Source organism: Pseudochelatococcus lubricantis, from assembly GCF_042432495.1.
Lineage (GTDB): Bacteria > Pseudomonadota > Alphaproteobacteria > Rhizobiales > Beijerinckiaceae > Pseudochelatococcus > Pseudochelatococcus lubricantis.
The window spans coordinates 189,451-209,631 of sequence record NZ_JBHLXC010000006.1 but is presented as its reverse complement, the minus strand read 5'-3'; the positions used below and the strand labels follow the sequence as shown (position 1 = coordinate 209,631).

Below are 20,181 nucleotides of genomic sequence, written 5' to 3'. Positions count from 1 at the left end.
CGCTCCCCTTCCAGCACGACGGCAGGCCCGGTCCTCACCTCGGCCGACGCCTCGCCGCGCTGGCGCGTTTCTGCCTCCTCAAGCTGGCGCGCACGCTCATCACCTTGTGGATCGTCGTCACCTTCACCTTCGTCATTCTGCGGCTCACGGGGGACCCCGCGCTCTCGTTGCTGCCGGACAACGCGCCGCCCGACATCGCCGCCGCGTTCCGCAGCCGCTGGGGGCTGGATCGGCCCGTCTGGACGCAATACGCGCTCTATTTCCGCAACATGCTCGACGGCAATCTCGGCTATTCCCTCGCCAACGGCCGGGATGCGGTGGCGGTGGTGCTGGAGCGCGTTCCCGCCACGCTGCGGCTCACCGTCAGCGCCTTCGCGCTCACCCTCGCCGTCGGCTTGCCGGTCGGCGTATTCGCCGCGCTGCGGCATGGCCGTATGGCGGACCGGGCGCTGATGATGCTCGCGACCGTGAAGTACAGCTTGCCCAACTTCGTCATCGGCATCGGGCTTATCTACGCCTTTGCCATCTGGCTGCGGCTGCTGCCGAGTTCCGGCAGCGCCACGGCCGCGCACTTGATCCTGCCCGTCGTCACTCTCGGCCTCAGCGGGGCTGCCGTCATCGCGCGTTTCACCCGCTCCGCCGCGCTCGAAACGCTTGGCCAGCCCTATGTAAGGGCGGCGATGGCGGCGGGCGAGACGCGCACGCAGGCGATCGTCCAGCATGTTCTGCCGAACGCCGCCGTCCCCATCCTGACCGTGATCGGCTTCACGATCGGCGGGCTCGTGGGCGGCTCGATCATCGTCGAGCAGGTATTCGCATGGCCCGGCATCGGGCGGCTGCTGGTCGACGCCGTCGCCGTGCGCGATCTCGCGGTGGCGCAGGTGATCGTCATTCTCCTCGCCGTTGCCATGGTCACGGCGAACCTCGCCATCGATCTAGCCTACGGCCTCGTCAATCCCCGGTTCTGGAACAACGACGATGACATCCGCTGAAACCGCCGCCGGGACCGCGCCCGGGACAGTTGCGGCGAACCGGCGCCGGAAACGTTCCGCATTCCGCTCCATGCCGTTCAGCGTCTGTCTCGGCGCATGCTGGATGGCCCTGATGTTCGCTGCCGCCATCGCCGCGCCTTGGCTCGCGCCCTACGGCTATGCGGAGCAGCAGCCGCTGCTGCGCCTGAAGCCTCCGGCTCTGTTCGGCTACGAAACGCCCTTCTGGCTCGGCTCGGACCACCTCGGGCGCGACGTGCTGAGCCGCGTCATTCACGCCATCCGCCTCTCCATCGTGATCGCCGTCGCGGGCACCCTGATCGGCGCATGCGTCGGCACGGCGGTCGGCATGCTGGCGGCGCGGCTGAGGGGCTGGTGGGAGGAGGCGTTGATGATGCTGGTGGATGTGCAGGCATCGCTGCCCTTCATGATCTTCGCGCTGACGATCGTCGCCTTCTTCGGCAACAATTTCTGGCTGCTCGTCATCATCGTCGGCCTCGCCGGCTGGGAGCGCTACGCGCGGCTCGTGCGCGGGCTGGTGGTGGAGGCGGAGACCACCGGCTACGCGGCCGCGCTCCGGGCCGTCGGCGCGGATTCCTGGCGCATTTACCGCCACCACATCCTGCGCAACATCACGGGTGCGCTGCTCGTGCAGATGACATTGAACTTTCCCGAAACCATCATGATCGAGACGGGCCTGAGCTTCCTGGGGCTCGGCGTGCAGCCGCCGTTGACGTCGCTCGGCCTGCTCATCAGCGAGAGCCGGAACTACATCGCCATCGCCTGGTGGATCGCGCTTGCCCCGAGCATCGTGGCCGCGTTCACGACGCTCTCGGTCTGCGTCGTGGGCGACTGGCTGCGCGACGTCAGCGATGTCCGGTTGCGCTGACCGGCGGCACCGCTGTCATCCGTGTGTCGCAGCCATTCCTTAGAGCGCGTTCCTATCAAGTAACTTCATTTGATCGGAACGCGCTCAATATCAAACAGTTAGATTATTCCTTCGTTTTCATGGAACGATGAGATGATCTACCTCCCTGCGTGAAGGAGAAATCGCTATGGCGCGCAAAAATGTCCTGTTGATCGTGGTCGACCAGTGGCGGGCCGATTTCGTGCCCCATCTCATGCGGGCAGCCGGCCAGGAGCCGTTCCTGCGGACGCCGAACCTCGACCGCCTGTGCCGGGAGGGCGTCACCTTCCGCAACCACGTCACCACCTGCGTGCCGTGCGGCCCGGCCCGCGCCAGCCTGCTGACCGGCCTCTACCTGATGAACCACCGCGCCGTGCAGAACACGGTGCCGCTCGACGCGCGCCATTTCAATCTCGGCAAGGCGCTGCGCGGCATCGGCTACGATCCCGCGCTGGTCGGCTACACCACCACGACGCCCGATCCCCGCGCCACCTCGCCGCGCGATCCGCGCTTCCTCGGTCTCGGCGACCTCATGGACGGCTTCCGTTCCGTCGGCGCGTTCGAGCCCAGCATGGACGGCTATTTTGGCTGGGTCGCGCAGCAGGGCTTCACGCTGCCGGAGAAGCGGGAGGACATCTGGCTGCCCGATGGCGTCGACGCCGTGCCGGGCGCGACCGCCCTGCCCTCGCGCATCCCGCATGAGTTCTCGGATTCGGCCTATTTCACCGAGCGCGCGCTCACCTACCTCAAGGGGCGCAACGGCAAGCCGTTCTTCCTGCATCTCGGCTATTACCGCCCGCATCCGCCCTTCGTGGCCTCCGCTCCCTATCACGCCATGTATGCGCCGCAGGACATGCCGGCGCCCGTGCGGGCCGAGAGCCCTGAGCGCGAGGCGGCGCAGCATCCGCTGCTGAAATTCTATATCGACAGCATCTCGCGCGGCTCGTTCTTCCATGGGGCCGAGGGATCGGGCGCCACGCTGGACGAGGCGGACATCCGCCAGATGCGCGCCACCTATTGCGGCCTGATGACGGAGATCGACGACTGTCTCGGCGAGGTGTTCGCCTATCTCGATGAAACCGGCCAGTGGGATGACACCCTGATCATCTTCACCAGCGATCACGGCGAGCAGCTTGGCGACCATCACCTCCTCGGCAAGATCGGCTACTTCGACGAGAGCTTCCGCATTCCGCTCGTGATCAGGGACCCGGGGATGCGCGAACGCGCCGGTGCCGTCGACGCGGCCTTCACGGAGAGCATCGACGTGATGCCGACCATCCTGCAATGGCTCGGCGGCGACATTCCGCCCGCCTGCGATGGCCGCTCGCTGTTGCCGCTCGTCGCGGGCGAGCGCCCCGCGGACTGGCGCACGGAGATGCATTACGAATACGACTATCGCGACATCTTCTATTCCCGCCCGCAGGAGCAGCTCGGCGTCGGCATGAACGAAAGCAGCCTCTGCGTGGTGCAGGACGAGGACTACAAATACGTCCACTTCGCTGCCCTGCCGCCGCTGTTCTTCGATCTCAAGGACGATCCGCACGAGTTCGTCAACCGCGCCGACGACCCCGCCTATGCCATGCGCGTGCGCGACTATGCCCAGAAGGCCCTGTCGTGGCGGCTCGTCCATGCCGACCGTACGCTCACCCGCTATCGCGCCAGTCCCCAAGGCCTGCACGTGCAGGAAAATTAGAGCAAGCCTCGGCTCAGGTTGAATGCATCTTGCTTCAGGAAGGCGCGATCGCCTCGCGCCGCCACCCGATGCGGCCGAGGATGCCGCCTTGCCGTGTCACACCGCCATCACGGCGCTTGCCACGTTCATGAATTCGCGGATCGCGCCCTTCTCGCCAAACCTGGGCAGCGCGACGGCGTATTCGCCCGCCGCGAACCCGACGCCGTCAAGCGGAATGCCGCGCAGGCGGCTGTCGAAGCCGAGTTCGCGGCTCAGGACGATGCCGACGCCGAGGCCCGCCGCCGCCGCCTCCTTCACCGCCTCGCGGCTGCCCAGCACCAGATATGGGGACACGGCTTGCGAGGCCTCGCTCAACGCGCGCTCGAAAAGATGGCGCGTCATGGAACCTTCCTCACGCAAGATGAAGCGCTGGCCGCCAAGCTCGCCGATGGAGACGCTTTCGCGCTCCCACCACGGGTGCCCCTCGTTGACCAGCAGAAGCACCTCCTGATCGACAAGATACCGGCACATGAACGCGGGATGAGGCTCCGTCAGCGTGACCAGCGCCACGTCGGCGCGGCTGCTGGCCACAAGATCCAACAGGCGGTTCGAGTTCTCCAGCCGGATCTCGATATGAACGCCGGGCAGTTGCGTCAGGAAACGTTCCAGAATCGGCATCGCCATACAGGGCGAGCATACGCCCAGCGTGAGATATCCCAGACGTAGCGAGCGCCCGCTTTCCACGCTTGCCTCGATATCCTCGATGGTGAGCATGACGTCGCGCACTTTCGGCAGCAGATGCATGGCGTTCGCCGTCAGCTCGATCGCCCCGCCGCTGCGGACGAAAAGGCGCGCGCCCACGCTCTCCTCAAGCGATTTTATGTGCTGGGTAATCGCCGGCTGGCTGACGCCCAGCACCTGCGCGGCGCCCGAAAACGTGCCCGTCACCGCGACAGCGTGAAATGCCCGTAGCTGCGCAAAGTTCATCGGATGTGCTTTCGTCATAAGTTTTACTTCATAATGATGTCATGACATTAAGTGATAGTTATATGGCTTTCAACCATTCCCTGCGCGATTCCGCGAGGAACGACGGGAGAAGAAAGAGGCTATCATGGCATTCGACAAGGGTTTTATCGCGCTGGCGGTTGCATCGCTGGCAATGTCCGCTACGTCCGCTGTCGCGAAAGAGCTTGTGCTCTATAACGCCTCGGACAGCGTCAACACCGCTCTGGTAACGGCGTTCAAGGCGAAGCATCCGGATATCGAGGTCAAGTTCGTATCCGGCTCCACCGGGCCCATCGTGGAGCGGGCCATCGCGGAGAAGGCCAATCCGCAGGCGGACGTCGTCTATCTCGTCAACAACATCGCGCTGGAGCAGCTCGTTGACGCCGGCGTGTTCGAGCCTTACGAGCCGAAGAATTCGCTGATCGGCGAGCAGTTCCGGCATCCGGACCACTTCTATAACAAGCACTTCGCCACGACGATGTGCATGATCGTCAACACGGAGCGTCTGGCCGAGAAGAAGCTGCCGATGCCCGCGGCGTGGGAAGACCTGATCAAGCCGGTCTATGACAACGAAATCTCGCTTCCGTCTCCGCTGAAGTCGGGCACGGGCGGCGCCATCCTGACGACGTTCGTCGACGCTTTCGGCTGGCCGTTCGTTGAAAACCTCAACGAAAACGTCTTCCGCTATTCCGATGGCGGCTCCGGCGGCGCGGATCTGGCGGCGTCCGGCGAGGTCACCATCGGCCTGAGCTTCGATACGACGTGCTTCGAGCGCAAGTCGTCCGGCCGTCCGGTCGAGGTCGTGTATGGCCGCATCACGCCGAACGTCACCGAGGGCGGCGGACTGGTCGCCGGCGCGCCGCATCCGGAAGAAGCCCGGCTTTTCCTTGACTTCATGGCCGGCAAGGATGCCGCCGAGGTACTGGGCAAGGTCGTCGGCGCGACCGCCGTGCCCGGCTACGGCCTCGTCGACCTGAACACCATCACGTTGTGGAACATGCGCCGTCCCGTCAATATCGATGAGTTCCGCGCGGAGTTCACCGCCCGTATCCTGAAGCAATGAGCAGTCTGGCATTTGAAACGCCCGAGCGGCTGGTCCCCGTTGCGGACCAGCCGCATATTCGCGTGAGCGGCGTCGGCAAGCGCTTCTCCGGCAACATCGCCGTGGACGGCGTGAGCCTCGACCTCGCCAGGGGCGAATTCGTGACGCTGCTTGGTGCCTCAGGCTGCGGCAAGACCACCTTGCTGCGGATCATCGCCGGTTTCGTGGCCGCCGATACGGGGCGGGTCCACTGCGGCGGCAGGGATGTCACCGGGCAGCCGCCGGCGCAGCGGCGCATGGGTCTCGTCTTCCAGTCCTATGCGCTGTTCCCCACGAAAACCGTTGCGCAGAACATCGGCTTTTCCAGCCATATCCGCTCCGTGCCCCGGGTCGAGGCGCAGGCGCGGGTGCGGGAACTCGCCGCGCTGGTCGAGCTTGACCAGTTGCTTGACCGTTATCCCCACGAACTTTCCGGCGGGCAGCAGCAGCGTGTCGCGCTGGCACGGGCGCTTGCCTGCGATCCCGAGGTGCTGCTGCTGGACGAGCCGATGTCGGCGCTCGACGCGCGCATCCGCGCGAAGCTGCGGATCGATCTGCGCAGGCTCGTCAGCCGTCTGGGCATCACGACGCTTTATGTCACGCACGATCAGGAAGAGGCGTTTGCGCTGTCCGACCGTGTCGCCGTCATGTCGCGGGGACGGATCGAGCAAATCGGCACGCCAGCGGAAATCTATCATCGGCCCGCCACACGCTTCGTCGCAGAATTCGTCGGCATGTCCAATCTGGTGACCGGCAGGGCGACGGAACACGGCGTTGCCGTCGACGGCGGCTTCTGGCCGGCGAACTTGCCGCGCACGATAGAAAAAGGGCGGACTGTCACGCTGCTCTATCGCCCCGAGCACCTGGGCCTGGTGGCGCCTGCCCGGGCCGCAGTCGCGGCCGGCATGCCCGGCCGGGTCGAGATGACGACGTTCTGCGGCGCTCACGTCCGCGTGCAGGTCCGGCTGGAAACAGGAGAGGACGTGGTCGCCGACGTGCCTTCCGCCCTGCATGCGGACTACAGGAAGGGCCAGCCCGTCTGTGTCGTGCCGGACGCCGACAACGCCTGGATCCTGCCGGACGGGAGCCGCCCATGACATTGACGGCGAGAAACCTCCCGGCAGTCGCGCTCTCCGCCCTGGTGGCAGCGGTGCTCGTGCTTTTCATTGCCTATCCGCTTGCCACCGTGCTGGTGGAGAGCTTCGTTGTCCGCGGGCCGATGACGCCCGAACGGATGGCCACCGTGACGCGCGAAGCGCTCGACACCCTGCCCGCCGGGGAGCGCGACGCAACGGTTGCGCGTTGGGCCGCCACGGCGACGGAGAAGGAGCGGGTGGACGCGACCGCCGCCGCGTTCGGGCTTCTGGATATCCCGGTCGCGTGGGACAGGAAGGCGGCCTACAATGTCCAGAAGCGCAATGCGGATGCCGCGATCGCCGCGCTGCCGCCCGGCGAGGCCGGTGCCTTTCGCGAGACCTGGCCCCTCGCCCATGTCATGCTGCACAAGCGCGCCGCGCTGGCGTTCAAGGTTAAGGACGCGCTGGGGCAGAAGAAGTTCGACGAGTTACGCAACGGCACGGAACGGCGGCTCGGCATCGACCATTACCTTGAGGTCGCACGCAAGGCTCACCTGCGTTTCGCCGCCTTCAACAGCCTTGTCCTCGCGGCCTGCGCGGCGGTGACCACGACTGTGCTGGCGTTCGCGCTGGCCTACGGCGTCAACTACGGCGGCGTCCGCAGGCCGCAGTTCACCCGTGCCGTGCTGCTGACGCCGCTGGTTGCGCCGCCGGTGCTCATCGCGACCGCCATGCTCATGCTTTTCGGACGGCGCGGTCTCGTGACGCACAGCCTTCTGGACAAGGGGCTGGGCCTCATCGACGCCGAGCACGCGAATCTGTATGGCTTCGGGGGCATATTGCTGGCCCAGACGCTTTCCTTCATGCCTGCGGCTTTCATCGTGTTCGACAACGTCATGCGCAAGCACGATGCCGATCTGGACGAGGCCGCGGTCAATCTGGGCGCCCGCCCATGGCAGAGTTTCACGCAGGTGACGCTCTCCATGAACTGGCCGGCCCTCAAGCGCGCCTTCATGTTGGTTTTCATTCTCAGCCTCACGGATTTCGGCAACCCGGCGCTGCTCGGACGCGACATGCCGGTATTGGCGGGCGTGATCTACGACCAGATCACCGCCTATCAGAACACGCCGCTGGCGGCGGCCATCTGCATCTGGCTGCTGGCCCCGTCGTTGCTGCTCTATCTGGCGCTGGAGGCGGTCGGCCGCCGGAAGCGCTACGCCAGTGGCGGCGGCGGCCGCAAGTCGGAGATCGCCCTTCCCGGCGTCTGGCGCGCGGGCCTGTCGTCTCTCGCCGCGGCCGTGATGCTGGTGATCCTGACGATCTACGCGACGATGGCGCTCGGCGCGGTGACGCGCGTCTGGGGCGTGGACTGGAGTGTCACGCTCGGCTACTTCACACCGGAAGGCGTGAACGTCGGCCTTGGCGGCTCGGGATATGGCAGCTCGGATCGCGGCCTCGGCCTTGTCTGGGACAGCCTTGCCATCGCCGGCATGGCCGCGCCGCTCGGCGGGCTGCTCGGCATTCTGGTGGGCTACGTGATCGAGAAGCTGCGCCCGCCCGGCGCCGATCTCATCTTCTTCATCGCCATCGCGCCCGCCATCGTGCCGGGGATCATCTTCGGCATCGGCTACATCGTCGCCTTTAATTTTCCATTCGGCATCAGGGAGCTGGCGCTGACGGGAACCTCGGCGATCCTCGTCATCAACATTCTGTTCTCGAACCTCTTCGTCGGCGTCCTGGCGGCACGCGCGGCACTGCAGGGGCTCGACCCAGCGGTGGACGAGGCGGCGGAAAGCCTTGGCGCCGGCCTCGCGTCGCGGTTCTTCGGCGTCACCATGCCCATGCTCAAGCCTGCGCTGCTGCTCGGCACGCTCTATGTCTTCATCGATGGCCTGACCACGCTTTCCTCGGTCATCTTTCTCGTTTCCGGCAATCACAAGCTTGCTTCCGTCGCCATCTTCAACCATGCAGCCTCAGGCGATTTCGGCTATGCCGGCGCGAAGAGCCTGGTACTGCTCGCTCTGGCGCTCGCGGCCATCGCGTTGATCCGGCTGATCGAGCAGCAGCCGCGCTACGCACGGCAATGGAAACGCATGACGCGCACATTAGCGGCGCGGTCGCGCGGCTTTACGGCGCAGGCGGAGAACACACCATGACAGAGACACTGACGGCGCGCGACAGCCGCGCCTTCTTCCATCAAAGCGGGTCGTCGCCATGCCGGTCGGCCCTGCGGGCCGCGCATGGAATCTGGCTTGAGGAAACGGACGGCCATCGCCTGATCGACCTGCACGGCAACACGGCGCATCATATCGGCTACGCCCATCCGGTGCTCGCCGCCGCCCTCAAGGCGCAGATCGACGAACTGCCGTTCAGCCCCAGGCGCTTCACGAACGCACCTGCCGTCGCGCTGGCGGAAAAGCTGCTCGCGCTCTGGCCGGGGGCGGCGGCGAAAGTGCTCTTCGCGAACAGCGGTTCGGACGCCATCGAAATCGCCCTGAAGCTCGCCCGCGTGGCGACCGGGCGGCATGAAACCGTTTCGCTGCGCGGCAGCTATCACGGGCACGGCTTTGGCGCCTTCGGCCTGTCCCGACCGGACATCGATCCCCGCCTCGGCCCCATGCTGGCGGGGCGCCATCACGTGACGCCCTATTGGGCGGCGGGCGGCGCAGCGCGGATGCTGGCCGAGATCGAGCAGATCCTGTCCACGTCGCAGGAGGGTATCGCCTGCGTGATCGCCGAACCCATCAGGAGCAATTGTCACCTGCCGCCGGAGGGGCTCTGGCTTGAGGTGCGGCGCCTGTGCGACCGGCACGGCGCGCTGCTGATCTTCGACGAAATTCCCTCGGGCCTGGGCAAGACCGGAAAGTTTTTCGCTTTCGAGCATGTCGGCGCGGTCCCTGACGCGGTCGTTCTCGGCAAGGCACTCGGCGGCGCCATGCTGCCGATTGCCGCCGTCATCGCGGACACGAGGCTCGATGTGGCCCCGGAACTCGATCTCGGCCATTATACGCACGAAAAGAACCCGCTGACCGCCCGGGCAGCCCTGACCACTCTTGAGATCATCGAAAGCGAGGGTCTCGTCGACCGCGCCGCCAGAGGCGAGGAACAGCTTGCCCGACTGGTGGCGGCTTCGTCGCAGACTGCGCCGGGGATCGCGGGCGTGCGCGGCAAGGGCCTGCTGCAGGCCGTCATGCTCGATCCCGCGGCCCTCGGCTTCGAGCCGGGCGAGCGGTTCGACGACCTCATGCTGGATGCGCTGCGGCAGCAGGGTGTCTCCACCGTATTCAAGGACGACAGGAGCATCGGCTTCTCGCCGCCCCTGATCATAACGGATGCGGAACTCGCCGATGTCGTGGACCGCATCGGGCGGGCGGCCAATGCGGTTTCCGCGCTGACGGGCCGGCAGGTTCCGGCCCTGGACGAGGGCTGAGCCGCCGCTACAACGGCAGGAGCAGCAGGATGGCAACCCAGATCAGGCTGGCCGCCAGCGTAAAGCGGCCGTTCCAGCGCAGGCCGACCTCTGCCGGCGAGCGGCCGATCGCGTTGGCCACGATGACGAGCGTCGAGACCATCGGCCCCGCCCCGACAATGCAGGCCCAGCCGCCCGCGAGCGCGAGCACGACCGCCGTCAGCGGCAGGCCGGGGAGTTCGAGCCGCGCCATCACCGTGGCCAGGATCGACGCGGAAATCATCGGGTTGATGCCGATGAAACCCAGAACGATCACCGCGGACGCAAGCACCCCCAGAATCGCGCCCGGCGGCAGCGCCGTCGAGGCGAATGCGTGCTCGATGAGTTCGCGCGGCGCGAGATCGGCAAGCAGAATGCCGAGCAGGCCGGAGGCGGAAAAGATGCCGATCTCGTTCGCGTAGTCGGGCCAGCGGGCGACGCCGTCGTTGCGCAGGACGCGGGCGGCGAAGCGCGGGGGCGACACGCCGCCGTTTTCCCGGCCGATGGCCAGCAGCCAGCAGAAGGCGTAGATCGGGACGACATTGATCAGGATGGCCTGAAACGGCAGGTGAGTGAAGGTCTCAACGATCATCGTCAGGCACGACAGGGCCACAATGTGCGCCAGCATCCACAGCAACGCCCGTCCGCCTTCCGGGTCCGGCGCGCGGACGAAGGGGCGTGATGCGCGCGGGCTTTCGAGATGATCGAACAGCAATCCCAGCAGGGCGAAGCCGACCGTCGCCGCGATGCCCCAGGGCGCGACGTCGATCCACGCGACCTGCGGCGTCGCCGCGAGCAGCAGGTTGATCGCCAGCCCCAGCGGGGACCACAGCGCGACGCAGGCGAAGCCGCGCATTACCGCCAGCGTCATGCGCCGCTGCCGCAACTCGACGATGGCCGGGTCGCCGTTGCCCGCCTCAAGCGTGTTGGCCCGCCGCGTCATGTCGATGAGCAGCGCTAGGCCGCCGATGTTCAGCAGGATGCCGAAGATATGCCCGCCGAGCGTCAGCGACGCATAGCGCCGCGCCGGCGGCTGGTTGACGAGCAGCCGCCCCGCCAGAAACGTCGTCCGCGACGCGCCCGCCGCCGCCCGCAACAGCGCGAGCATGGCCAGAAACGCGGGCAGCAGCGTCGTCGGCCCCATGGCACGGACCAGCGTCCCGATGCCACCGTCCCTGAACAGCGTGAACGCGACAAGGCCGACGCAGACCAGCAGCAGCACCCGCACGACGGGCAGGAGATGCCGCCAGCACAGGATCAGATAGCCGCAGAGAAACGCGGCCGCGACGACGGCTCCGGCGTCCCATCCGAACAACGCCCTCGCGTCCGCGCCCGGCAACATCAGCAGCATGCAAAGCGACGCGGCGGCACGCGGGCCGAAGCCGCCGGCGGATATCATTTCGGAAAAGCGTTGCGGCCGGTCGGCGGTCACTGTCGGAAACCTCGGGCAAGCCCCGCGGGAGCGGGCGCGGCGGGAAGCGGGCGCCGTTCAGCCCGCCTGCACGAGGCCTTCCGACTGCGCCACCCGCCGCAAATGGTGCGTCGTATCCCCGAACTGGGTTTCGAGCAATGCCAGCCGGCGGAAATAGTGCGCGCCGAGATATTCCATGGTCATCCCGATGCCGCCGTGCAACTGGACGGCTTTCTGACCCACGAGCCGCGCCGAACGGTTGATCTGCACCTTCGCCGACGACAGCGCCAGACTGCGAGCGCCGGCATCCGGCTCGTCCAGCATCATGGCGGCGAAATACGACATGGAACGGGCCTGCTCGGTGGCAATCAGGATATCCACGGTCTGGTGCTGCAGGGCCTGGAAGGAGCCGATGGTCGCGCCGAACTGTCTGCGCGTCTTCAGGTAGTCGACGGTCAGCGCCTGCAGCGCTTCCATGATGCCGACCGCCTCCGCCGCGACGGCGGCGATGGCGACGCCGTTCACCCATTCGATCACCGCAAGCCCGGCGTCGCACTCTCCGATCAGGGCATCGGCAGGAACCGTCACGCCGGCAAGAAACACGTTCCCTGCCCGCCCGTCATCATGAGTCGGGTAGGCTTCGACGGAGAGGCCGGGCGCGTCGGCCGGCACCAGAAACAGGCTGATGCCTTCCTCGTCACGCCGCGCCCCCGCGGTGCGGGCGCTCACGACAAACCATCGGGCCGTGTCGGCATTGAGCACGACGCTCTTGTGGCCGTCGAGGCGGTAGCTGCCGTCCGGCTGCCGGACGGCCTGCGTGGCCACGTCGTGCAGGTCGTAGCGGGCGCGCGGCTCCGTGTGGGCGAAGGCGAGGCGCAGTGTGCCGTCGATAATGCCGGGAATGATGCTCTGGCGCTGCGCGTCGGTGCCCGCGCGCCGCAGCACGCCGCCGCCCAGCAGCACGGTGGGCAGATAAGGCTCCGGCGCAAGGCCGCGACCCAGCGCCTCCATCACGATCTGGGTTTCGACGGGGCCGCCGTTGAAGCCGCCGTCCGCCTCGCTGAAGGGCAGGCCGAGCAGCCCCAGTTCCGCCAGCCGCTGCCAGCCTTCCTCGCGGAAGCCGCCGGGAGCGGCGCGGTGGGCGGTGATCTGTTCAAGCGTGCCGTAATTGTCGGCGACCAGACGGTCGACCGTTTCCTTCAGCAGATTCTGCTCGTCCGTGAGATCGAAATCCATGATCAGTCCTCGCAAATCCGCAAATCAAAGGCCCAGGATCGCCTTGGCGATGACATTGCGCTGCACCTCGTTCGAGCCGCCGTAGATGGAAACCTTGCGGTTGTTGAAGTAGACGGGGGCTGCCGTTTCCGCCCAGGTGAAGTCGTCCCGAGTGAAATCGTCCAGAGTGAAATCGCCCTCACGCGCGACATCACCTTCCGGCGCCAGATCGCCTTCGTGAACATTGCGCAGCAGCTCCGGCCGGCTGGCGGCCAAGGCATTGGGCCCCGCGAGTTCGAGCAGCAGCTCGGTCGTGGCCTGCTGCAGCTCCGATCCCTTGATCTTGAGAATCGAGGACGCGGGATCGGGCCTGGTGTTGTCGCGCCGGCTGCGCGCCGAGACGACACGCATCTGGGTGATTTCCAGCGCCTTCAGTTCGATCTCGACCTGAGCGACGCGGGCGCGGAAGTCCGCGTCGTCCCACATCACCCCCTCGCCCGCCGGCGTTTCGCGCGCCAGCCGCTTGACCCGCGCGATCCGCTCCTTCGACATGCCGATGCGCGCGATGCCGGTGCGTTCGTTGGCCAGCAGGAACTTGGCGTAATCCCAGCCCTTGTTCTCCTCGCCCACCAGGCAGTCGACAGGGACGCGGACGTTGTCGAGGAACACCTCGTTGACCTCGTGACGGCCGTCGATGGTGATAATCGGGCGCACGGAAACACCCGGCAGGGACATGTCGACGAGGATGAACGAAATGCCGGCCTGCTTCTTCACGGTCGGGTCCGTGCGCGCGAGGCAGAACATCCAGTTGGCGTATTGGCCGAGCGTCGTCCAGGTCTTCTGGCCGTTGATGACATAATGGTCGCCGTCACGCTCCGCCCGCGTCTTGAGCGAGGCGAGATCCGAGCCGGCGTCGGGCTCGGAAAAGCCCTGGCACCACCAGTCGTCGAGCCGCGCGATTCGGGGCAGCAGGCGTTCCTTCTGCTCCGTCGATCCGAAGGTGGCGATGACCGGCCCCACCATGAAGCAATTGAACTGCAGCGGCAGCGGCACCGCCGCCTGCATCAGCTCCTCCATGAAGATGTAGCTCTGGATTGCGGTCCACGGCTGCCCGCCGTATTCCACCGGCCAGTGCGGCACGGCCCACCCCCTGTCGTAGAGGATGCGCTGCGAGGTGATGTAATCCTCGCGCGACAGTGAACGCCCCTGCGAGACCTTGTTGCGGATCTCCTGCGGGATTTCAGTGCGGAAAAACGAACGGACTTCCTCGCGAAAGGCCGTTTCCTCGGGTGTGAAGCGCAGATCCATCAGATCGTTCCGTTTGTTATCTCAAGCAATCCCGCAGCGCCCATTCCGCCTGCGATGCACATCGTGACGACGACATGGCGGACACCCTGCCGGCGCCCCTCCAGCAGGGCGTGGCCGACGAGCCGGGCGCCGCTCATGCCAAAGGGGTGGCCGACGGCAATCGCGCCGCCATTGACATTGACGCGCGCCGGCTCAAGGCTGAGCCTGTCGATGCAGTAGAGCGACTGCGACGCGAACGCCTCGTTCAGTTCCCACAATCCGATGTCGGAGACCTTGAGGCCGTTGCGTTCCAGCAGACGCGGCACGGCGAACACCGGCCCGATGCCCATCTCGTCCGGCTCGCATCCGGCGGTCGCGTAGCCGCGGAAGATGCCGAGCGGCTCAAGCCCCCGTCGCGCCGCCTCCTGCGCCGACATCAGGACGCACGCGGAGGCACCGTCCGACAACTGGCTGGCGTTGCCGGCGGTGATGAACCGGTCGTCACCGCGCACCGGCTTCAGCCGGGCCAGCGCCTCCACCGTGGTGTCGGGGCGGTTGCCCTCGTCCTTCGCGAGTGTCACCACCTCGTGGCGCGTCTCGCCGGTTTCCTTGTCCGTCACCGCGCGGGTAACGGTGATCGGCACGATCTCGTCGTCGAACAGGCCCATGTGCTGTGCCGACGCGGTGCGGCGCTGGCTCTCGACGGAGAACGCATCCTGCGCCTCGCGGCTGATTCCATAGCGCTCGGCCACGTTGTCGGCGGTCTCTATCATCGAGGTGTAGATTTCAGGTTTGTTCGCCAGCAGCCAGTCGTTCAGGAACAGCTCCCGCTTTACCTGAGGCTGGACCAGCGAGATCGATTCGACACCGCCCGCGATGGCGACGGGAACGCCGTCCAGCGCGATGCGCCGGGCCGCCGCCGCGATCGCTTCCAGGCCGGAGGCGCAGAAGCGGCTGACGGTGACGCCGCTGGCCGTGACCGGCAATCCCGCGACGAGGCCGGCGTGGCGGGCGACGTTGCCGCCCGTCGCGGCTTCGGGATAGCCGCAGCCGAGCACCACTTCCTCCACCTCCTCCGGCGCGGCGCCGGAGCGCGCGAGGGCGTGGCGGATGGCGTGCGCCGCCAGATCGGCGCCCTTCGTCAGATTGAGGCTGCCGCGATGCGCCTTGCCGATCGGCGTGCGCGCGGTCGAGACAATTACAGCTTCCGTCATGATGAACCCTTCGGGTGATTCGACGCCGGTCCGGAATCCGGCCGGCGAGAGACCGACCTCAGCCGGCAGATCGGTGTTCGTCTGGAAAGCGCGGCAGCGCGGATGGGCTTATGCCCCTTCCGCCCACTGCCGGAAGGTGAGGCCGGCCTCCGCGAGTTCCGCAAGCAGCGGCGCGGGACGCAGGGTCTCATCCCCTTCCCTGTCCGCGAAGGCGGTGAGCTGCCCGGCGATCGCGCCGAGGCCGACGGCGTCCGCCCAGTACATCGGCCCGCCGCGCCACGCCGGCCAGTTGTAGCCGTTGACCCAGATCACATCGATGTCGCCGGGACGGGCCGCGATCTTCTCGGCGAGGATGCGCGCGCCCTCGTTGACCATGGGATAAAGCAGGCGGGCGACGATTTCCTCCGTGCTGAACGACCGGCGCTCGACGCCCTCGCGCTGCGCTATCTCGGCGATCAAGGCCTCGACCTCCGGATCGCGTTCGCCCTTGCGCGCGTTTTCGGGATAGCGGTAGAAGCCGCGGCCCGATTTCTGGCCGAAGCGGCCCAGTTCGCACAGGGTGTCCGCCACCGGCGCGCGCGTGCCCTGTGCCTTGCGCGTGCGCCAGCCGATATCGAGGCCGGCGAGGTCGCCCATCGCCAGCGGCCCCATCCTGAAGCCGAAGCCCGTGATGGCGTCGTCGATCTCGTGCGGCAAGGCGCCGGCGAGCAGCAGCCGCTCCGTCGCCGCCGTGCGCCGCGCGAGCATACGGTTGCCGACGAAGCCAAAACAGACGCCGACCGTGACGGCAACCTTGCCGAGCTTGCGCCCGAGATCGCCGCACGTCGCCACGACATCGGCGGCGGTCGTCTCCGGCCGCACGATTTCCAGCAGGCGCATCACATTGGCCGGACTAAAGAAATGCAGGCCGATGACATCCTGCGGCCGTTGCGTGGCGGCGGCGATGGCGTTGACGTCCAGGTAGGAGGTATTCGTGGCGAGGATGGCGCCCGGTTTGGCGATCCTGTCAAGGCTCGCGAAGATCTCCTGCTTGACGCCCATATCCTCGAAAGCCGCCTCGACGACGATATCGGCGTCCGCCACCGCGTCGTAGCCCACCGCGCCGTCGATGAGGGCGGTGCGCCTGTCCGCCTCCTCCCGCGACAGGGAGCCGCGCCCCACCGACGATTCATAGAGCCCGGCGACGCGGCCGATGCCGCGCCTCAGCGCATCCTCGGCGACCTCCACCACCGTGACCGGAATGCCGGCGTTGGCAAAACACATGGCGATGCCGCCGCCCATGGTGCCGGCGCCGATGACGGCCGCGCGGGCGATCTCCCGGCGCGGCGTCTCGCGGCCGATACCGGGAACCTGCCCGGCCTTGCGCTCGGCAAAGAACGAGTAGCGCAGCGCCTGCGCGCGCGGATCGTCGACGAGGGTGCGGAACCGGCTGCGTTCGAGCGCCAGCCCTTCCGCGAACGGAAGCTCGAAAACGCCGCGCACGGCCTCCACGAGCGCCGCCACGTTGGGGGCATCGGGCTGACGGCGCAACGCCTCGCGCGCCCGCTCCTCGAAGGCTTCCCGCGCCTGTTCCGTCAGCGTCGCCGATGCGTCTCCGGTGCGCCGCCACGCACCCGCCCTGGCCAGTGCCAGCGCCTTGTCGCGTGCGGTTTCCAGCAGATCGCCGGGCGCGACGACGTCGACGAATCCCAGTTCGAGCGCCCGCGCAGCCTCGACCGGCTCGCCGTCGAGCATCAGCGCGAAGGCGGCGGCAGGGGCGATCAGTCTTGGCAGGCGCTGTGTGCCGCCCGCGCCGGGAATGAGGCCCAGCTTGATTTCCGGCAGGCCCAGCCGTGCGCTGGCGGAAGCGACCCGGGCGTGGCCCGCGAGCGCGACTTCCAGGCCGCCGCCCAGCGCCAGGCCGTTGATGGCCGCGACCACGGGCTTCGCGCTGTTCTCGATCGCATCGAGAACCTCCGGCAGGGCGGGCGGCAACGGCGGCTTGCCGAACTCGCTGATATCGGCGCCGGCGATGAAGACCTTCCCCTCGCCCGTGATGATGATGGCCTCGACGGCGGCGTCGTCCTGCGCGCGCGTGATGAGATCGAGAAGCTGTTCGCGAACCGCCTGGCCAAGCGCGTTGACCGGCGGATTGCTGATGCGCAGCACGGCCACCCCGCCTGCCACATCGGAATGGATTTTCGGCATGATCTCTCCCTCATCTTCCGCAAGCACGATGTTCTGCACTGCAGAATTAAATTCTTCATTTCGATCTATATCATTGAGGGCAGCACAGCGTGTCAAGCGATTTTGATGAACGGCGCGCCCGACATCCTGATTAAAATAATTCTGCAATGCAGAATGTTGTATCGCATTATTGACACGGATATGGCGTTGTGGCATCCATGCACACGCTTCGCCGGCCGGCGTGCGACCTTGCAATCCATCTTGCAGGCGCCGCTTTTAAAAGGGGCGAAGTGCATCTCGACAGGACCGGGGGCGCGTAGTCGCGGCCGGATCCCGGCATGCCGGGCGCATGCGGGGATTTCGGCGGATGGCATATTCCGCGCCATCGCCCGGCGTTCTGGACAATCAGGAACGCGGATGCCCCTACCGGGGCTTCGCCAAGAAAATCAGGGCAATCGTCCCTGTTCACTGACAAAAGGTCCGCGCCCGATCCGGTCGGGTGCCCATGGGGAGGACTTTCATGATCCGCAAGAGTATCGTGTCGTTGTCGCTCGCGCTGGCGATGGCGGTGGGGACGGCGGCTGCTTCCGCCGAGGAACTCCTGATCGGCGCGCACATGCCGCTGACGGGGTCGCTCGCGCGCTCGGGCCAGACCTTTACCGAAGGCATGCAGATTGCCGTCCGGCAGTTCAACGAGAGGTCGGACAAGTACAAGTTCAAGGTCGAGGTGATCGACGACGAGAGCACGCCGGCGAAGGCGGTCTCGGCGGTTGAGAAGCTCGTGAACGACGGCGCGGTGGCTGTCATCGGCGGCTATGGCTCCAACATCATCGGCCCGGCGTCGGCCGCTTCCAACAACCTCGGCAAGGTGTACATCACCGCCGGCGCCGTGAGCGACGAGCTGACCGCCCGCGGACTGAAGACGTTCTTCCGGATCAACAACAACGCCGGCTACCAGCGCGGCGTCGAAAACCTGGTCGCCGAGTTGAAGCCTTCGGCCGTGTCCATCATCGCCTCCACGCGCGAGGCGCCTGCCTTGCTGGCGAAGGGGCTGGAGCAGTCGCTCGCGGAAAAGGGCGTCAAGGTCACCGTCCACAGCTTCGATCCCGCCATCACGGACTTCAAACCAATCATCAACAAGGTGAAACTGCGCGACAAGGCGGACATGATCGTCATGTCCGCCTATGAGAACGACTATGTCGGCATCATCCGCGCGGCGAAGGTTCTGAAGCCCGACGTCAAGCTCATCGTCGGCGTGTGGTCACTCGCGACGCCGAAGATGTACAGCGAGTTCCCGGACCTCATGAACAATGTGGTCGGCACGTCGTTCGTGCCCTTCCCGGTCGAGGTCAACGACCCCGAGGGCAAGCGTTTCGCGGACCTTTACCGGGAAGTGTACAACAAGGACATCGAGTATCTCGCCACGCTCAGCTTCGTGGAAACCACGATCCTGCTGGAGGCCATCTCCCGCGCGGCGGAGGCAGGCACGCTCGACAAGGGCGGCCTCCCCGACGAGATGCGCAAGACCGACCGGCAGACGCTGCTCGGCCGTGTCAAGTTCGACGAGACGGGCGACAACCCCTTCTTCTCGCTGAGCATGGGCCAGCACCGCGATGGCAAGATCGTCCTCGTATCGCCGCAGGCCAACGCGAACGGCTCCATCGTCTACCCCGGCCTGCCCTGGTAAGAGCGGCCCGCGCATGAACGCCGGCACGCCGTGCGGCCACCGTCCGCGCGGCTGAGGCGGGCAGTTCCAGAAACAGCATGTCGGGCGCGGGGCCGGACCGGCGACGGTTCGACACCTCCGATCGTTCGCCCGATCTCAGGAGCCGAAATGATAGAACTCGTTCTTCAGGCGATATTTTCCGGAATCCTCGTCGGCAGCGTGTATGCGCTCGTGGCGCTGGGCCTCGCCATTGCGTTCGGAACCATGCGCATCATCAATCTGGCGCATGGCGAACTGGTGCTGCTCGCCGCATATGCCGCCTATTTCGTCGAGACGAACACGGGGCTCAATCCATATGCCGCGATACCGCTGGCGCTTGTGCTGGTAGGCGGCCTGAGCGCGGTATTGTTCCTGATGATCAACCGGATCCGCGAACATCGGGAGCTGAACTCGCTGATTCTGACCTTCGCGGTCGGTATCATCATTACCAACGCCATCCTGCTCGCTTTCGCCAGCGATGTGCGCACGACGACCTCGCCCCTGCTGCAGGACGCCGTCTCCATCGGCCCGCTGTTCGCCATGAACGGCGAGGTCGTCGCCTTCGCCGTCAGCCTGCTGCTGATGGGGGGGCTGTGGTGGTGGCTGAAGGGAAGCTGGTACGGGCAGGCGGTGCGCGCCGTTTCGTCGAACCGCGACGCCGCCCGGCTGATGGGCATCAACCCCGTGCGCACGGAATATGTCGCCTTCATCGCGGCAGGCGTTCTCGCCAGCGTCGCCGGCGTCGCGCTCTACACCATGAGCGTCGTGCAGCCGTCCATCGGCCATGCGTTCACGGTCAAGGCCTTCATCGTCACCGTGCTGGCGGGCGTGGGCTCCATTCCGGGCGTGTTCCTCGGCGCCATCCTGCTCGGCGTCACGGAGGCGCTGACCGTCACCCTCGCGAGTTCCGCGCTTCAGGAGCTTGCCGGCATGGCGCTGTTCCTGCTCGTCCTCTTTTTCCTGCCGACCGGTCTGTTCGGCGCGCGCGCCCGTCGGGGTTAGGAA

15 protein-coding genes are annotated in these 20,181 nt (G+C 66.6%); 9 read left to right on the top strand and 6 right to left on the bottom strand.

All coding sequences use genetic code 11. The features are described 5' to 3' along the window. Window positions 1-59: 59 nt before the first annotated feature. The 3 genes from ACFFJ7_RS11775 (at window position 60) to pehA (ending at window position 3,589) form a co-directional block, all read left to right on the top strand. Window positions 60-992 (top strand): ABC transporter permease, encoded by a 933-nt coding sequence (locus ACFFJ7_RS11775; RefSeq protein WP_377593010.1) that lies wholly within the window; start codon window positions 60-62, stop codon window positions 990-992. Then, entirely contained in the window at window positions 979-1,878 is a 900-nt protein-coding gene (locus tag ACFFJ7_RS11770) for an ABC transporter permease (protein WP_166951054.1), read from the top strand. Before ACFFJ7_RS11775 ends, ACFFJ7_RS11770 begins: the two co-directional genes overlap by 14 nt. A 166-nt stretch (window positions 1,879-2,044) precedes the next feature. Next, complete coding sequence (gene pehA / locus ACFFJ7_RS11765) at window positions 2,045-3,589, top strand: phosphoric/sulfuric ester hydrolase PehA (RefSeq protein ID WP_377592500.1); 1,545 nt, start codon at window positions 2,045-2,047, stop codon at window positions 3,587-3,589. 96 nt (window positions 3,590-3,685) lie between these two features. Here pehA and ACFFJ7_RS11760 read toward each other — a convergent pair whose 3' ends face one another. Continuing rightward, complete coding sequence (locus ACFFJ7_RS11760) at window positions 3,686-4,573, bottom strand: LysR substrate-binding domain-containing protein (protein WP_377592498.1); 888 nt, start codon at window positions 4,571-4,573, stop codon at window positions 3,686-3,688. Window positions 4,574-4,679: 106 nt separating this feature from the next. Between ACFFJ7_RS11760 and ACFFJ7_RS11755 the strand changes: the two genes are divergently transcribed. Genes ACFFJ7_RS11755 through ACFFJ7_RS11740 form a run of 4 tightly spaced genes read left to right on the top strand, consistent with a single transcriptional unit; the run spans window position 4,680 to window position 10,160 of the window. After that, window positions 4,680-5,636: an extracellular solute-binding protein gene (locus tag ACFFJ7_RS11755; RefSeq protein ID WP_166951059.1), complete on the top strand. Its 957-nt coding sequence runs from the start codon at window positions 4,680-4,682 to the stop codon at window positions 5,634-5,636. After that, window positions 5,633-6,751, top strand: coding sequence for an ABC transporter ATP-binding protein (locus ACFFJ7_RS11750; RefSeq protein WP_377592495.1), 1,119 nt, complete (start codon window positions 5,633-5,635; stop codon window positions 6,749-6,751). Before ACFFJ7_RS11755 ends, ACFFJ7_RS11750 begins: the two co-directional genes overlap by 4 nt. Next, a complete protein-coding gene (locus tag ACFFJ7_RS11745) occupies window positions 6,748-8,886 on the top strand; it encodes an ABC transporter permease (RefSeq protein ID WP_377592493.1) in 2,139 nt (712 codons plus the stop codon). Before ACFFJ7_RS11750 ends, ACFFJ7_RS11745 begins: the two co-directional genes overlap by 4 nt. Beyond that, window positions 8,883-10,160, top strand: coding sequence for an aminotransferase class III-fold pyridoxal phosphate-dependent enzyme (locus ACFFJ7_RS11740; protein ID WP_377592491.1), 1,278 nt, complete (start codon window positions 8,883-8,885; stop codon window positions 10,158-10,160). The genes ACFFJ7_RS11745 and ACFFJ7_RS11740 overlap by 4 nt, the downstream gene beginning before the upstream one ends. 7 nt (window positions 10,161-10,167) lie before the next feature. Here ACFFJ7_RS11740 and ACFFJ7_RS11735 read toward each other — a convergent pair whose 3' ends face one another. From ACFFJ7_RS11735 to ACFFJ7_RS11715, 5 genes are all read right to left on the bottom strand, one after another. Next, window positions 10,168-11,610: a hypothetical protein gene (locus tag ACFFJ7_RS11735; protein WP_166951067.1), complete on the bottom strand. Its 1,443-nt coding sequence runs from the start codon at window positions 11,608-11,610 to the stop codon at window positions 10,168-10,170. A gap of 57 nt (window positions 11,611-11,667) precedes the next feature. Further along, window positions 11,668-12,825: an acyl-CoA dehydrogenase family protein gene (locus ACFFJ7_RS11730; protein ID WP_377592488.1), complete on the bottom strand. Its 1,158-nt coding sequence runs from the start codon at window positions 12,823-12,825 to the stop codon at window positions 11,668-11,670. A gap of 24 nt (window positions 12,826-12,849) precedes the next feature. After that, window positions 12,850-14,112: an acyl-CoA dehydrogenase family protein gene (locus tag ACFFJ7_RS11725; protein WP_377592485.1), complete on the bottom strand. Its 1,263-nt coding sequence runs from the start codon at window positions 14,110-14,112 to the stop codon at window positions 12,850-12,852. After that, window positions 14,112-15,305, bottom strand: coding sequence for an acetyl-CoA C-acyltransferase (locus ACFFJ7_RS11720; protein WP_377592483.1), 1,194 nt, complete (start codon window positions 15,303-15,305; stop codon window positions 14,112-14,114). Before ACFFJ7_RS11720 ends, ACFFJ7_RS11725 begins: the two co-directional genes overlap by 1 nt. Window positions 15,306-15,413: 108 nt before the next feature. Continuing rightward, complete coding sequence (locus ACFFJ7_RS11715; protein WP_377592481.1) at window positions 15,414-17,492, bottom strand: 3-hydroxyacyl-CoA dehydrogenase NAD-binding domain-containing protein; 2,079 nt, start codon at window positions 17,490-17,492, stop codon at window positions 15,414-15,416. Between the two features lie 499 nt (window positions 17,493-17,991). Between ACFFJ7_RS11715 and ACFFJ7_RS11710 the strand changes: the two genes are divergently transcribed. Both ACFFJ7_RS11710 and ACFFJ7_RS11705 read left to right on the top strand, forming a co-directional pair. Further along, the gene (locus tag ACFFJ7_RS11710; protein WP_166951079.1) at window positions 17,992-19,158 is read left to right on the top strand and encodes an ABC transporter substrate-binding protein; all 1,167 of its coding nucleotides are present in this window, start codon (window positions 17,992-17,994) and stop codon (window positions 19,156-19,158) included. A gap of 147 nt (window positions 19,159-19,305) precedes the next feature. Next, complete coding sequence (locus tag ACFFJ7_RS11705; protein WP_377592478.1) at window positions 19,306-20,178, top strand: branched-chain amino acid ABC transporter permease; 873 nt, start codon at window positions 19,306-19,308, stop codon at window positions 20,176-20,178. The last annotated feature ends 3 nt before the right edge of the window (window positions 20,179-20,181 follow it).